Annotated in this window: 14 protein-coding genes; 4 read left to right on the top strand and 10 right to left on the bottom strand. The window is 65.3% G+C overall.

Annotated elements, in window-relative coordinates; translation table 11 throughout:
* Nucleotides 1–3 precede the first annotated feature (3 nt).
* The 3 genes from BMF89_RS03095 (at nucleotide 4) to BMF89_RS03105 (ending at nucleotide 3,643) form a co-directional block, all read left to right on the top strand.
* Nucleotides 4–1,524 (top strand): MmgE/PrpD family protein, encoded by a 1,521-nt coding sequence (locus BMF89_RS03095; RefSeq protein ID WP_078105614.1) that lies wholly within the window; start codon nucleotides 4–6, stop codon nucleotides 1,522–1,524.
* Nucleotides 1,525–2,433 (top strand): methylisocitrate lyase, encoded by a 909-nt coding sequence (gene prpB / locus BMF89_RS03100; protein ID WP_078105615.1) that lies wholly within the window; start codon nucleotides 1,525–1,527, stop codon nucleotides 2,431–2,433.
* Nucleotides 2,434–2,503: 70 nt separating this feature from the next.
* On the top strand, nucleotides 2,504–3,643 hold the full coding sequence (locus BMF89_RS03105) for a bifunctional 2-methylcitrate synthase/citrate synthase (RefSeq protein ID WP_078105616.1): 1,140 nt from the start codon (nucleotides 2,504–2,506) through the stop codon (nucleotides 3,641–3,643).
* 74 nt (nucleotides 3,644–3,717) lie between these two features.
* Here the strand turns inward: BMF89_RS03105 and BMF89_RS03110 are convergent, their stop codons facing one another.
* From BMF89_RS03110 to BMF89_RS22315, 10 genes are all read right to left on the bottom strand, one after another.
* Entirely contained in the window at nucleotides 3,718–4,221 is a 504-nt protein-coding gene (locus tag BMF89_RS03110; RefSeq protein ID WP_078105617.1) for an NUDIX domain-containing protein, read from the bottom strand.
* A 47-nt stretch (nucleotides 4,222–4,268) separates the two neighbouring features.
* A complete protein-coding gene (gene xerD / locus BMF89_RS03115; protein WP_253190675.1) occupies nucleotides 4,269–5,231 on the bottom strand; it encodes a site-specific tyrosine recombinase XerD in 963 nt (320 codons plus the stop codon).
* 2 nt (nucleotides 5,232–5,233) lie between these two features.
* Entirely contained in the window at nucleotides 5,234–5,896 is a 663-nt protein-coding gene (locus BMF89_RS03120; protein ID WP_078105618.1) for an NUDIX hydrolase, read from the bottom strand.
* Nucleotides 5,897–5,923: 27 nt separating this feature from the next.
* On the bottom strand, nucleotides 5,924–7,666 hold the full coding sequence (locus BMF89_RS03125; protein ID WP_078105619.1) for a CTP synthase: 1,743 nt from the start codon (nucleotides 7,664–7,666) through the stop codon (nucleotides 5,924–5,926).
* Between the two features lie 211 nt (nucleotides 7,667–7,877).
* Complete coding sequence (gene recN / locus BMF89_RS03130) at nucleotides 7,878–9,617, bottom strand: DNA repair protein RecN (RefSeq protein WP_078105620.1); 1,740 nt, start codon at nucleotides 9,615–9,617, stop codon at nucleotides 7,878–7,880.
* Between the two features lie 3 nt (nucleotides 9,618–9,620).
* On the bottom strand, nucleotides 9,621–10,643 hold the full coding sequence (locus tag BMF89_RS03135; protein ID WP_078105621.1) for an NAD kinase: 1,023 nt from the start codon (nucleotides 10,641–10,643) through the stop codon (nucleotides 9,621–9,623).
* Between the two features lie 13 nt (nucleotides 10,644–10,656).
* Nucleotides 10,657–11,469, bottom strand: coding sequence for a TlyA family RNA methyltransferase (locus tag BMF89_RS03140; protein ID WP_078105622.1), 813 nt, complete (start codon nucleotides 11,467–11,469; stop codon nucleotides 10,657–10,659).
* A 2-nt stretch (nucleotides 11,470–11,471) separates the two neighbouring features.
* Nucleotides 11,472–11,726: a hypothetical protein gene (locus tag BMF89_RS03145; protein WP_139359521.1), complete on the bottom strand. Its 255-nt coding sequence runs from the start codon at nucleotides 11,724–11,726 to the stop codon at nucleotides 11,472–11,474.
* 9 nt (nucleotides 11,727–11,735) lie between these two features.
* Entirely contained in the window at nucleotides 11,736–12,725 is a 990-nt protein-coding gene (locus BMF89_RS03150; RefSeq protein WP_078105623.1) for an HAD-IIA family hydrolase, read from the bottom strand.
* Nucleotides 12,718–13,581, bottom strand: a complete 864-nt coding sequence (locus BMF89_RS22315) for a hypothetical protein (RefSeq protein WP_253190676.1) — start codon at nucleotides 13,579–13,581, stop codon at nucleotides 12,718–12,720. The genes BMF89_RS03150 and BMF89_RS22315 overlap by 8 nt, the downstream gene beginning before the upstream one ends.
* A 21-nt stretch (nucleotides 13,582–13,602) precedes the next feature.
* Between BMF89_RS22315 and BMF89_RS22320 the strand changes: the two genes are divergently transcribed.
* A complete protein-coding gene (locus tag BMF89_RS22320; RefSeq protein ID WP_253190677.1) occupies nucleotides 13,603–14,403 on the top strand; it encodes a hypothetical protein in 801 nt (266 codons plus the stop codon).
* Nucleotides 14,404–14,892 lie beyond the last annotated feature (489 nt).

Consider the following 14,892-nt stretch of genomic DNA (forward strand, 5'->3'; position numbering starts at 1 on the left):
ACCATGGTGAAGAACAACCACGTCCGCGTCTATAAGAGCGAAGAAAACCTTGCCCGCGAGGAGCAACTGGCGCACAAGATCGCCACCGTCGCCGCCGACCCCGTCGAGGTGACTCCCGAGGTCACCGACATGATCATCAACCGGATCATCGACAATGCTTCCGTCGCCATCGCATCCTTGAACCGTGCCCCGATCGTCGCCGCCCGGGCTCAGGCTTTGACCCACGCGCCGACCACCAACGGCAAGGGCTCGTCCGTCTTCGGCATCAGCGACAAAGTCTCCCCCGAGTGGGCCGCCTGGGCCAACGGCGTCGCCGTGCGCGAACTCGACTACCACGACACGTTCCTGGCCGCGGACTACTCCCACCCGGGCGACAACATTCCCCCGATCCTCGCCGTGGCGCAGCACGTCGGCGCGGGCGGCAAGGACCTGATCCGCGGCATCGCCACGGGCTACGAAATCCAGGTGAACCTGGTCAAGGCCATCTGCCTGCACAAGCACAAGATCGACCACGTAGCGCACCTCGGCCCGTCCGCCGCTGCAGGCATTGGCACTCTCCTGGGCCTCGACGTCGAGACGATCTTCCAGTCCGTCGGCCAGGCCCTGCACACCACCACGGCCACGCGGCAGTCCCGCAAGGGCGAAATCTCCACCTGGAAGGCCCACGCCCCCGCGTTCGCCGGCAAGATGGCCGTCGAAGCCGTGGACCGCTCCATGCGCGGCCAGACCTCCCCCGTGCCGATCTACGAAGGCGAAGACGGCGTCATCGCCTGGATGCTCGACGGCCCGGACGCCTCCTACGAGGTCCCGCTCCCCGAGGCCGGAGAGCCCAAGCGGGCCATCCTTGACACCTACACCAAGGAACACTCCGCCGAATACCAGGCCCAGGCCTGGATCGACCTCGCCCGCAAGCTGAACAAGGAGCACCCGGAGGCCACGGACCCGGCCAACGTGAAGTCCGTCCTGATCAAGACGAGCCACCACACCCACTACGTGATCGGCTCCGGCGCCAACGACCCCCAGAAATACTCGCCCACCGCGTCACGCGAGACGCTGGACCACTCCATCCCGTACATCTTCACCGTCGCCCTGCAGGACGGTTCCTGGCACCACGTCGACTCCTACAGCCCGGAACGCGCAGGACGGGCGGACACCGTGGAACTCTGGCACAAGGTCACCACCGTCGAGGACCCGGAATGGACCCGCCGCTACCACTCCCTGGACATCGCGGAGAAGGCCTTCGGCGGCACCGTGGTCATCACCCTCAACGACGGCACCGTCATCACGGATGAGATCGCCGTGGCCGATGCCCACCCGCTCGGCGCCCGGCCGTTCGCCCGCGAACAGTACGTGAACAAGTTCCGCACGCTTGCTGCCGGTTTGGTCGAGGAGGCCGAGATCGAAAGGTTCCTCACCGCCGTCGAGCGCCTCCCTGAGCTCGGCCCGGGCGAGCTGGACCAGCTGAACATCACCGCCGCTCCCGGCGTCATCGACCTCGCTGCCGCACCGAAGGGGTTGTTCTAGATGTTGTACTCCAAGACCACGCCTGAGCAGAAGCGCCTCGCCCTCCGCGAGATGCTCGCTTCCGGGACCATCGTCCAGTTTCCCGGCGCCTTCAACCCGCTCTCGGCACGGCTGATCGAGGAGAAGGGCTTCCCCGGCGTCTACATCTCCGGTGCCGTCCTCGCCAACGACCTCGGCCTGCCCGACATCGGACTCACGACCCTTACCGAGGTCGCCACCCGTGCAGGGCAGATCGCCCGCATGACCGAACTTCCGTGCCTCGTGGACGCGGACACCGGATTCGGCGAACCGATGAACGTGGCCCGCACCATCCAGGAGCTCGAGAACGCCGGGCTGGCCGGTTGCCACATCGAGGACCAGTTCAACCCGAAGCGCTGCGGGCACCTTGACGGCAAGAACGTCGTCGACGTCGATACCGCTGCCAAGCGCATCCGTGCGGCAGCCGACGCCAGGCGCGATGCGAACTTCCTCATCATGGCCCGGACCGATATCCGCGCCGTCGACGGGATCGAGGCGGCCCAGGAACGCGCCCGGGCGCTCGTCGACGCCGGCGCCGACGCGATCTTCCCCGAAGCCATGAAGGATCTCAGCGAGTTCCAAGCCATCCGTGATGCAGTGGACGTGCCGATCCTGGCCAACATGACCGAGTTCGGCAAGAGCGAGCTCTTCACCGTGGAACAGCTCCAAGGCGTGGGCGTGAACATGGTGATCTACCCGGTCACCCTGCTCCGCATTGCCATGGGGGCTGCAGAGCGTACGCTGGAAACGATCAAGGCCACAGGAACGCAGGAGGCGCAGGTGGAGAACATGCTCACCCGTGCGCGGCTCTATGACCTCGTGGACTACGAGGCTTACAACCACTTCGACACGAGCGTTTTCAACTTCCAGGTTCCTGGGCTCAGCCGGTAACTGGATCAACCAAGGGATGCAGGCGCTCCGGCTATTCCGGAGTGCTTGCCGATGAACGAAGGAGAACAGCATGGTAGCTGTTGAGATCAAGAAGGGCCTGGCCGGCGTCGTGGTTGACTACACCGCGATCTCCAAAGTCAATCCGGACACCAACTCGCTGCTGTACCGCGGCTATCCCGTGCAGGAACTCGCCGCCAAGTGCAGCTTCGAAGAAGTTGCCTTCCTGCTGTGGAACGGCGAGTTGCCCACGCCGGAGGAGCTCGCAGAGTTCACAGCCCGCGAGCGCGCGGGCCGCGCCCTTGACCCCGTGGTGAAGCAGGTCATCGATGCTCTGCCGACGACTGCCCACCCCATGGATGTGTGCCGGACGGCCGCTTCGGTGCTGGGCGCACGGCACCCCCTGGCCGAGGATTCCACGCCCGAGGCCAACATGACCAAGGCAATTGACTTGTTCGCCGCGATGCCGGCGGTGGTCGCCTACGACCAGCGACGCCGGCGCGGCCAGGGAGTGGTGGATCCTCGCGAGGACCTCGGCTACTCCGCGAACTTCCTGTGGATGACCTTCGGCGAGGATCCCGTGGACGAGGTCGTGAAGGCGTTCAACGTCTCGATGATCCTCTACGCGGAGCACTCCTTCAACGCGTCCACCTTCACGGCGCGCGTTGTCACCTCCACGCTCTCGGACCTGCACTCCGCGGTCACCGCGGCGATCGGCGCCCTCAAGGGTCCGTTGCACGGCGGCGCCAACGAGGCCGTCATGCACACCTTCGAGGAAATCGGCATCCGCACCGAGGAATCGCTGGATGAGGCCGCCAGCCGGGCGAAGACCTGGATGGAACACGCCCTGGCGCAGAAGAAGAAGGTCATGGGATTCGGGCACCGCGTCTACAAGCACGGCGACTCCAGGGTTCCCACCATGAAGGCCGCACTGGACAAGATGATCGCCCACTACGGCCGGCCCGAAATACTGGGCCTGTACAACGGCCTCGAGCAGGCCATGGACGAGGCCAAAGCGATCAAGCCCAACCTCGACTACCCCGCCGGACCCACGTACCACCTCATGGGCTTCGACACCCCGACCTTCACCCCGCTGTTCGTCGCCAGCCGGATCACCGGCTGGACCGCACACGTCATGGAGCAGCTCGGATCGAACTCCCTGATCCGTCCGCTCAGCGAATACAACGGCGTGGACGAACGGCACCTGCCGTAATTTTCTGAACGTACGACGTCGGGCCGGTCACCTCAGGGGGCCGGCCCGGCGTCGTTCTGGTTTCTGCCAGGAAGTCAGCGCGCGGCTCCCGAATCCAGCCACTCGGCCGTGTGGACTTCGGCGACGCTTTCATTGTCATGGGCAAGCACGACTTCAACGGCGATGCGTTGGCCGGAAATCATGGCCGGCAGCCAGTGTTCGGCGTCGGCCCACATCTGTTCGACTGGGAGTCCCTCCACCCGATACCACTGTGGCGCTATTTCATCGCTTTCGGCGGGTTCGCCGGTCCATTGCCCGGTCAGATACACCGTGGTGTACATGTTCCATTCGGGCTTGGCGGGGAAGACGAAATCCACAGTGCCCGCGGGGATGAGGTCCTCTTCTTCCACGTGGACGAAGATCTCCTCGTGGACTTCCCGGCATACGGCTTGGGCCGCCGTCTCTCCGGCCTCCACGTGTCCGCCGACACCCACGACCTTTCCGGTGCCGAAGCCGGTCTTTTTCCGGCCCAGGAGCACCTCCTGTCCGGCGTTGCCGTCGCGGAGCAGGAAGCACAGGGTGACGTGGGCTGCGGTCATTGACCAAGCCTAACCCTGCAGCCCCGCATCGGGTTCAGGGCGACGCGTCAGCCGAGCGCCCGCGGGTGCGCAGCGGCGTACACTTCGCGCAAGGTGTCGGCAGTGACCAAGGTGTACACCTGCGTGGTGGTCACCGATGCGTGGCCCAGGAGCTCCTGCACCACCCGGACATCGGCGCCGCCCTCCAGGAGATGCGTGGCGAACGAATGCCGGAGGGTGTGCGGCGAGACATCCTTGGTGATGTTTGCCTTCTCCGCCGCTGTCTTGAGAATGGTCCAGGCGCTCTGCCGGCTGATCCGGCCTCCGCGAGCATTCAGGAACAGTGCCGGGGTGCCTTTTCCTTTGGCAGCCAGCGCCGGTCTTCCCCGAACCACGTAGGACCCGACGGCGCGGGCACCGTAGGACCCCAGCGGTACCAGGCGCTCCTTGGAACCTTTTCCGAAGAGCCTGACGATCGCGGGGCCATCGGATTCCGCTTCGAGGGAGACATCGTCGACGTCGAGCCCCACCGCTTCGCTGATGCGGGCGCCCGTGGAATAGAGGAACTCCAACAGGGCCCGGTCCCGCAATCCGGTGGCGGTATCGGCGCCGGCAGCCTCAAGGATCCGGGTCACTTCGCCGACGCTGATGGCCTTCGGCAGCCGCTTGCCGGGCATGGGCGGGTGGACATCGCTCGCCGGATCGGCCGTCGTCGTGCCCTCCAGGGCCCAAAACTTGTGGAGCCCCCGGACGGCGACCACGGTGCGGGCAGCGGAGCGGACCCCGAGGGCGGCGCCACCATCCGAGCCGTCGGACAGTGCCTGGACAAAGGCCGTGACATCGTGGCGGGAGATGTTGCCCGGTTTGTCCACGCCGGACGCGGCCAGGAAGTTCGAATAGCGGGACAAGTCCCGGCGGTAAGCGGACAAGGTGTTGCTTGCGAGGCCACGTTCCACGCCGAGGTGTTGCAGGTAATCCGTGACGGCCCGGTCAATGGAGGTCTGGACCCGGGTCTCCGCGAGCTGGGGCACGGTCAGCGCTGGCTCGGGTGGGCGGGCCAGGGAGCATTGGCGGGGCGCAGGTTCCTGAAGCCGTCCGCGCGCGCGGCGGCGGCCGCGAGGATCCCGACGACGGCGGACGGGTTGTGCAGCCGGCCTTCGAGCACCGCTGAAACGGCTTCGTCGAGTGTCACCCACACGAGCTCGATTTCGGCTTCTTCATCCGTGCGGACGTGCCGTTCGGCCTCGGGAACGCTTCCCAAACCGCGTGCCAAATAGATGCGAATCGCCTCGCTCGAGGAGCCGGGCGAGTTGAAGAAGTCCGCGAGGACATTCCACGTGGCCGCAGTAAGATCGGCCTCTTCCGCGAGCTCCCGGGCTGCACCGACGACGAAGTCTTCGCCGGCCACGTCAAGAAGCCCGGCGGGAATCTCCCACAGGTCCATGCCCACGGGATGGCGGTATTGCTTGAGCAACAGGATTTCGCCGTCGACATTCATCGGCAGCACCGCAACAGCACCGGGGTGGTCGATGTAGTCGCGGATCAAAGTGCCGGTGTCTTCGCCCAGTTCGAACGCGTCACTGACGACGTCCCAGATCCGGCCTTCATAGACCTTGCTGGACGACAAAAGACGGCGCGGGCTCGGCATGTCCGAAACCTTCCGAAAAGTGCTGGGGGTTTCAGAAAAACCGGGCATCGCGCCGTCCTTCGTTTGTGTGAGCGATTACTTTGCAGCTACCTTGCGGGCCGACTTTGCTCCGGCGTCCACGCCCGCCTGACGCTCCAGCGCAGCCTTCACGAGGCCGGCAAACAGCGGGTGGGGGCGCGTGGGGCGGGAGCTGAGCTCGGGGTGGGCCTGCGTTGCCACGTAGTACGGGTGTACTTCGCGCGGCAGTTCCACGAACTCGACCAGCTTGCCGTCGGGGGACGTCCCGGAGAACACGAGCCCCTCGGCCGCAATCTGCTCGCGGTACTTGTTGTTGACCTCGTAGCGGTGGCGGTGACGCTCGCTGACCGTCGTGGCACCGTAGGTCTCTGCGACCACGGAGCCTTCATCCAACGTGGCTTCGTAGAGGCCCAGGCGCATCGTGCCGCCGAGGTCGCCCTTGCCGTCCACGATGTCCAGTTGCTCTTCCATCGTGGCGATGACCGGGTACTTGGAGTCGGGTTCGAACTCGCTGGAGGACGCCCCCTCGAGGCCGACCACATTGCGGGCGTACTCGATGACCATGCACTGAAGACCGAGGCACAGGCCCAGCACGGGAAGCTTCGTCTCGCGGGCAAACTTGAGCGCGCCGAGCTTGCCCTCGAGGCCACGGATACCGAAGCCACCGGGAACACAAATGGCGTCAACGCCGGCCAAGGACTTGGTGGCGCCTTCGAGGGTTTCGCATTCGTCGGAGGGGACCCAGCGGATCTTGACCTTGGTTTCGTTCGCGAAACCGCCGGCACGCAAGGCCTCAGTCACGGAGAGGTAAGCGTCCGGGAGGTCGATGTACTTGCCCACCAGCGCAATTTCAACGTGGTGCTTGGGGTTGTGGACTGCTTCGAGGAGCTTGTCCCAGCTGGTCCAGTCGACATCCTTGAACGGGAGGTCCAGGGCGCGGACGACGTAGGAATCAAGGCCTTGGGAGTGCAGCGTCTTGGGGATGTCGTAGATGCTCGGAGCATCGGCGGCGTTGACCACGGCGTCGATATCGACGTCGCACATGCGGCCAATCTTTTCGCGCATGGCCTCGGGCACTTCGCGGTCCGAACGGATCACGATCGCCTCCGGCTGGATGCCGAGGGAGCGCAACGCGGCAACGGAGTGCTGGGTTGGCTTGGTCTTCAGTTCCTGCGAAGGTCCGATGTATGGCACCAAGGAGACATGGAGGAAAAAGACGTTGTTGCGGCCGATGTCCTGGCGGACCTGGCGTGCCGACTCGAGGAAAGGCTGCGACTCGATGTCGCCAACGGTGCCGCCGATTTCGGTGATGATGACGTCAGGAGCGTTCTTGCCCTCAGCGGGGAGGCGCATGCGGCGCTTGATCTCATCCGTGATGTGCGGGATGACCTGGACGGTGTCGCCGAGGTACTCACCACGCCGTTCCTTGGCGATAACCGTCGAGTAGATCTGGCCGGTTGTGACGTTGGCCGAACCCTCGAGGTTCTCATCGAGGAACCGCTCGTAGTGTCCGATGTCGAGGTCGGTTTCGGCGCCGTCGTCAGTGACGAAGACTTCGCCGTGCTGGAAGGGGTTCATCGTGCCCGGATCCACGTTGAGATAGGGATCGAGCTTCTGCATAGTTACAGACAAACCGCGTGCCCGCAGCAGGTGGCCGAGGCTCGAAGCCGTCAGTCCCTTACCGAGCGAGGACGCCACACCGCCAGTGACAAAGATGTGTTTGGTCGTCTTGGACGAGCCCGGAAACCGGGAATTTACACGGGAATTTGATCGCTGCACCACGGAATTCGAGCCTATCATCAATTGCGCCTCCAAAGGATCCGCTAGCCGTTTTCCCAAATGCTCAATAGTCCCCTGCCATCGGGCAAGGATCAAGAGTAAAGCCCACCCGGAACGGCAAAACGGCTCAGCCGCCCGGGAATCAGCTGCTTGGCCTCAGGTACCGCAGAAGGAGCCTCCCTGTCCGGCGAAAGCGCGCATGTGACCGATGTCCTAGGCCGCAGCCGGGTAGCTACGCCTGCTGCGGCAGAAGCTTCGCGTCGTCCAGCAATTCCTGGGCATGCGCCCGCGCGGACTCCGAGTCTTCCTGGCCCGCCAGCATCCTGGCAAGCTCTTTCACGCGTTCCTCGTCATCGAGGAGCTGCACGTCGCTGGACGTGAAGCCCGTGGCAGTCTTGCCGTCGCTTCCCCTGACCGAGGTCTTGGTGACGCGGATATGTTGGTCGGCGAAGGCAGCCACCTGCGGCAAGTGGGTTACCACCAGCACCTGGACGTGGCGGGCCAGCATGGCAAGCCGGCGTCCGATCTCCACGGCCGCGCGCCCGCCAACTCCGGCGTCCACCTCGTCAAAGACGAAAGTCGGCACCGGATCCACGGCCGCGAGGACCACTTCGATGGCGAGCATGACGCGTGACAACTCGCCACCGGACGCCCCCTTGCCAAGGGGGCGGGCAGGGGCACCCGAGTGTGGCTGCAGGAGGAAGGAGATGTCGTCGACGCCGTGGGGGCCCAACTGTCCTTGGCTGTCCACCTCGATCACCAGGGTTGCGTCGGCCATCGCGAGGGCGGTGAGTTCCGCGCTCACGCGCGTGGAAAGTTCTTTGGCTGCCTTCGATCGCGACTTCGAGATGCGCGCGGCTTCCTTCCGCAGCATGGACTCCGCGGCAGTCACTTCGGCCTCGAGGGCTTCGATCCGACTCGAGTCGTCCTGCAGTTCGTCGAGCCGGGTCCTCGAAGCTGCGGCCCATTCCAAGACCTCGTCGATGCTCGGGGCGTACTTCCGGATGAGTTTGGCCAGGGCGGCGCGCCGTTCCTCGATCTCCGAGAGCCGTTCGGGTCCCTCGGAGTCCAGGGAGGCCTGGTAGCTGGACAGCTCCCCCGCGATGTCGTTGATGAGGAAGCCGATCTCGGCGAGCCGTGCAGCAGCTCCCGCCAACGCTTCGTCATGCTCGGAAACCTGGTCCAGCGCCCGTTTCGCGGAGTCGATCAGTGTGGTCGCGTCGGCTGTTTCGCCGAATTCCTCCGAAATCAGTGCTTCGTGCGCTGCCGCGGCGGCAATGCGGAGCTCTTCCACGTTCGCCAGCTTCACTGCCTCGGCCTTGAGGGATTCGTCCTCGCCCGGCTGCGGATCGACGTCGTCGATTTCACTGAGCGCGACCGCGAGCGATTCCGCCTCGCGCAGCCTTTCCCGCGCCTCGCTGCGGAGGGTATCGAGCTCCGCCTGGCTGGACTTCCAATGGGTGTAAAGCTCCTGGTATTCCGTGAGCGTCGCGGCGAGATCGGCACCGGCGAAGCGGTCCAGTGCGTGCCGCTGCGCCACGGCACCCTTGAGCCGGATCTGGTCCGACTGGCCATGCACCACCACCAGGCTCTCGCCAAGTTCCGCCAACACGCCTACAGGCGCCGATCGGCCGCCCACGAACGCACGGCTGCGGCCGTCCGCACCCACGGTGCGGGCCAGCAGGAGCTGGGTGCCGCCGTCGTACTCTTCCGCGTCGCCGCCCGCCTCCACGGCCCTTTCCACGGCACTGTGCGCCGGATCGAGCAAGAGCGTGGCCTCAGCAGAGGCCGACTTTGCACCGGAGCGTACCGCACCGGCGTCGGACCGCGCGCCCAGAAGGAGGCCGACGGCGGTGACCACCATGGTCTTGCCGGCGCCGGTTTCGCCCGTGACGACGCTCAGGCCTGGCCCCAACGGCAGGGTGGCGTCGGTGATGACGCCGAGATCACGGATCCGGAGTTCCTCGATCATGGTTTACATCTCCTTTGTGGGATCGGCCGCTCTGCCTGTCCGCACGTCGTGGGGCGTCGGCAAAGGGCTGGGCTTGAAGGTCCTGATCACGGGGGTCGGGCCCGTGTGGATGTCGGCCGAACGGGGTGCCGGACCCCGCCAGCCGTGGATGGGGAGCTCAAACTTCCGAACGAGCCGCGCTGAGAACGGGGTCTGGTGCGTGCGCGCAAGCCGCACAGGCCGGGTGGACCGGGTGACTTCGATGCGGGCGCCGGGCGGCAGGTCCACGGAACGGCGGCCATCGCACCACAGCACGCCCTGGGCATCCGTCCGGGTGAGGATCTCCACGGCCAGCTTGGACCGCGGCGAAACCACGAGGGGCTTGGCGAAGAGGGCGTGGGCGCTGATGGGGACAATCACCAGTGCCTCCACCTCGGGCCACACTACCGGGCCGCCGGATGAGAAGGCATAGGCCGTGGAGCCCGTAGGGGTAGCCAGCACCACTCCATCGCAGCCGAAGGACGTCAGCGGACGCTCATCCACTTCGGTCACCACTTCGATCATGCGCTCCCGGTCCGCCTTTTCAATGGCGGCTTCGTTGAGGGCCCAGGTATGCCAGATCTTCTGGCCCCGGACCCACACCTGGACGTCGATGGTCATGCGTTCTTCCACGGTATAGTCGCGGCTGGCAATCCACTCCACAGTCTGGGCGAGATCGGCACGCTCGCTCTCGGCGAGGAAGCCGACATGCCCGAGGTTGACGCCCAACAGGGGAACATCGACGTCGCGGACCAGCTCGGCCGCGCGCAGGATGGTGCCGTCGCCGCCAAGAACCATGACGAGTTCGACGTCCTCCAGCCGGACATCCTCATGGAGTATCTCAATCGGCTTGTCCACCACGCCATAGAACCGTTCGATATCGTCCAGTTCGGACTTCTGCATCACGGGGATCAGTCCGGAGTAGTGGAGCTGCCCGCAGGCATCCCAGGCCGCGCGAAGGGAGTCCTCGCGCCCGGTGTGGGCAAGGACCATAACGCGCCTGCTCATGGTGTTCTGCTTTCTAGTGGGTGGTCCAGATTCGTTCCATCAGTGCAGCAACTTCCTCGTCCCGCTCTTCGATCTTAGGCAAGTCCACCTGCATCCTGCGTCTTATCCACAGGAAGTACTCCACATTTCCGTCCTGGCCGGGCAAGGGGCTCGGTGCAAGGCCGCAGAGTTCAAGCCCTGCATCCACGGCGGCTTGCGCGACTTGGGCCACCGCGCGCCGCCGTTCATGGTCCGAGGTGACCACGCCGGTGCGGCTCAGCCGCTCCTTGCCCACCTCGAATTGCGGCTTCACCATGAGCACCAGGTCTCCCCCGGGTTCGGTGCACGCCGCGAGCGGGTGCAGAACCAGCGTGAGGGAAATGAAGGACAAGTCTGCCACAGTGAGCGCGGCCGGCCCGCCGATCTGCTCGGGCGTCATGTAGCGGACGTTGAGGCCCTCATGGACTGCCACACGGGGATCGTTCCGCAGGGACGGCACCAACTGGTCATGCCCGACGTCGACCGCCACCACGTGCGCGGCACCTTGCCGGAGCAGCACGTCGGTGAAGCCACCGGTGGAGGCTCCGGCGTCGAGGCACCGCTTCCCCTCGACAACGACGGAAGGGAACGCCGCCAGCGCACCGGCAAGTTTGTGTCCGGCGCGGCTGACGTAAACGTCCTCGGCGTGGGCCTGAACGTCGATTTCCGTTTCTTCGGAGACCTGTTGCGCTGCCTTGGCGAGAACGCTGCCTCCGGAGCTGACTTTCCCGTCCGCAATGAGTTTCGCGGCATGGGTCCGCGATCTCGCCAATCCACGGCTGACGAGTTCCTGGTCGAGCCTGGCCATGCTCAGCGTTCGTCGGCGTCGAGGGCCGCCAGCAAGGAGTCGTGGATCTCGGCGTAGAGCCCGCTGTGTTCGGCCACCGGCGCAGCGGAGACCCCGGCCAGTCGCCCCAACGCGGAATCCACGGCGGCGTCACCTGTGGCGACCGTGTCGTCCGGCCATGGGGCATCGTGCGGCTCGACGCTTTGCGGCTCGAGGCCGTCCAGATCGATGGCGTCCATTTCGGCTGCGCTCTCCGGGTGATCGTTCAACTCGCTCATTGGACCAGTCTAGTTTTCCAGCCATTCGAGCCGCGGCGATGTAGCCTCTGCAGCGTCGGGGGTGGCCGCCCACCAGGCTGCGCATGCAGCGCGCCAGGCGTCCAGGTCCTTCTCGGACCCGGAGACCTTGATCAGGCCATCCTGGACTTCGGCAGTTGCTTTTCCGCAGCGGAACGTGCTGTGCTCCTCGACGATCTCGGGGTACGGCTCGTACAGTTCCGTGAGGTCAGCCAGCAAGTAGCCGGGGCGTTCAGAGCTGCGCGCAGCAAGGATGGACCCGGGCGTGTCGACGCCCGTGAGGACGGCCGCCGTCGCGAAGCCCGCACGGTTACCGCCAAGGATGTCAGTGTCCAAGCGGTCTCCCACAACGATCGGCCGCTCGGACTTCAGCCTCCGGGCGGCCGAATGGAAGAGCGGGGCCTCCGGCTTGCCGGCGACCCGCGGTTGCTTGCCCGTGGCAGACGCGACGGCAGCCACGAGGGTGCCGTTTCCCGGGGCAATCCCCCGGGCCTGGGGTATGGACATGTCCGTATTGGTAGCCACCCAGAGGGCGCCCGCGGCAACAACATAGGATGCCTCGGCCAGGTCCTTCCATGCGATTTCCGGGTTGAAGCCCTGGACCACAGCCACAGGCTTCTCTTTGGCGCTGTGGACGGGGGTGAGGCCCACGAGTTCGATCTCGTGGGCCAAGGCCGCGCTTCCCGTGATCATGACACGCGAACCCGGAGCGAGGAGTTCGGCCAGAAGATCCCCGGCAGCCTGCGAAGAACTGACCACTTGGTTATCCTCGGCAGGCGCGCCAAGTTCACGAAGATGGGCTGCCACCTGTGCCGGGGTACGCGAGGCGTTGTTGGTGACATAACCCAGCCGCACCCCGACGGACTCAAGCCGCTGCAGGGCTTCCACTGCGCCCGGGATGGCATGTGGACCTGCGTAAACTACTCCGTCCAGATCGGACAGAACGGCGTCGAAACGCGAAACCAGTGAGGCTTCAGTCATTCCTGGACTCTTCGCCGGCGTGGGAAGCCTCTTCTCCGTCTTCTTCAGCGTCGTCGTCTTCCTCCACGGAATCGCGGTCCGACTCGGCGTCGTCGGACTCAAAGTAGTCAGACTCGGCGTCGTCGAGTTCCACTTCGTCCTGTTCGGGGGCTTCATGGGCGATAACTGTCTCTGCGCGTGCCGGTGCGTCCGCGGACTGGCGCTCCTCGGCTCGCTCGGTGTTCCCTTCGAGATTCCGGAAACGAGGTTTGCGTGCTTCGTTTTCGTCGTCTTCGCCGAGGTCGATGATGTCCGGGTCCTCGAAGTCTCCAACGCCGAGGGCGTTTTCGGCCACGACCGCCTGGCGCTGCCACTTGCCGGCTTCTTCCGTGCGACCCACTGCCGTCAGGGCGTCGGCATAGGCACGGAACAAGCGCGGGCTGTAGGAGAAGGCGCGGTTGATGTCGAGCTGGATGATCTCCAGTTCGGCCACGGCAGCGTCCAACTGGCCAAGATCGCTCCGGGCGCCCGAAGCCACAATGGCGAGCTCAACCTTGCCGGGAGCGTCGAGATCCTGCGCCTCGGGTGAACGGACGACGTCGAGCGCACGGTCCGGCCGCCCCAGGCCGCGTTCGCAGTCGGCCATGAGGGGCAAATGGACGTTGGAGCCGCTGATCCGCCGGTAGGTGCGGAATTCGCGAAGAGCCTCGCCATAGTGGCCGGCGGCATAGGCGGTCAGGCCCACGGCTTCACGGACGGCTGCCAAACGCCCGCCGCGACGGCTCGCGGCCAGGGCGTGCTGGAAGGACAGCTCAGGGTCGATATCGATGAGGCGGCCGGCCATCACCAGGTGCTTGGCGACCCAATCGGCATTCATGCCTTCAAGGGTCTTGATCTGGTGCTTCGTGACCCGGTCGAGTTCCTGGCCCGTGACGTCGTCGTCGATCTCGGGGGAACGCTCGCGGTCCGGGCGGTTGGCGCTGCGCAGATCCGCCGCGTTCGGAACCCGCGCGGGACGTTCTTCCCAGGATCCGCCGCCGAAGCTGCGTCCCTCGGTACGTGGGCCATCGAACTTGCGGGGACCGCGCTCCGGGCGGTCGCCGAAGCTACGACGCTCTCCGTCGCCTTCGCGGCGCGGACGGTCACCGAAGGGCTTGCGGTCACGATCACCGAAAGGCTTCCGGTCACGATCACCAAAAGGCTTCCGGTCACGATCACCGAAAGGCTTCCGGTCACGATCACCGAAAGGCTTCCGGTCACGATCACCGAAACTCGGGCGCGCATCCCCATCACGACGAGGACGATCACCAAACGGCTTACGATCCCGGTCACCGAAGGGCTTACGATCCCGGTCACCGAAGGGCTTACGATCCCGGTCACCGAAGGGCTTACGATCCCGGTCACCGTCGCGGCTCGGCCGATCACCAAACGGCTTACGATCCCGGTCACCGAAACTCGGGCGCGCATCTCCATCACGACGAGGACGATCACCAAAGCTACGGCGCTCACCATCGCCGACCGGCTTCCGATCCCGGTCACCGCCAGCGGCGCCGTCACGGTTGTCCCTGGAACGGAACCCTCGGGGGTCGCCCCCGGAATTGTTGTTGGCGCGGAACGGGCCGCGCTCGCCACGGCCACCGCCGAAGTTGCCGCGATTGCCGCCGTTGTGCTCAGCCATGATGGATTCCTCCTGTTGTGAGCTGACCACTGGCGCATGCGCAGCCGCTCTTATCCGTATTTTGTTCTCACGCCGCCGGGATCCGGCTCGTATCTCTTATGCAATTCTAGGTGAACAGCCATCGGCGAACGCATTCGAAGGCCGCGTATTCAGCTTCCCGTGGGAATCATCACAACTTGATGCCCCGGCAAACACCCTTCGGCCCTCTGGGAACCAAGCCCGCGGCCGGCGTGTCAGTTCTTAGAAGCCGTCAAGTCTACCCAATCCCTCCAACAACGCCCGCTCACATATAGCGGTCCCCGACCGGACGCCCGCTCACCTATGAGGGGTCCGAGCCGGACTTATGTGAGCGGGGGTTTGTGGAAACCGGCCCATAGGTGAGCCGGGGTTTGTGGAAACCGGCCCATACGTGAGCCGGCGCTTGGTGAAACGGGCTTATATGTGAGCGGGGGTTGGTGGAAACCGGGCCGTATGTGAGCGGGGGTTTGATCCGCCGGACCCTCGCTCACG

Source organism: Arthrobacter sp. SRS-W-1-2016 (assembly GCF_002009585.1).
GTDB lineage: Bacteria > Actinomycetota > Actinomycetes > Actinomycetales > Micrococcaceae > Arthrobacter > Arthrobacter bambusae_A.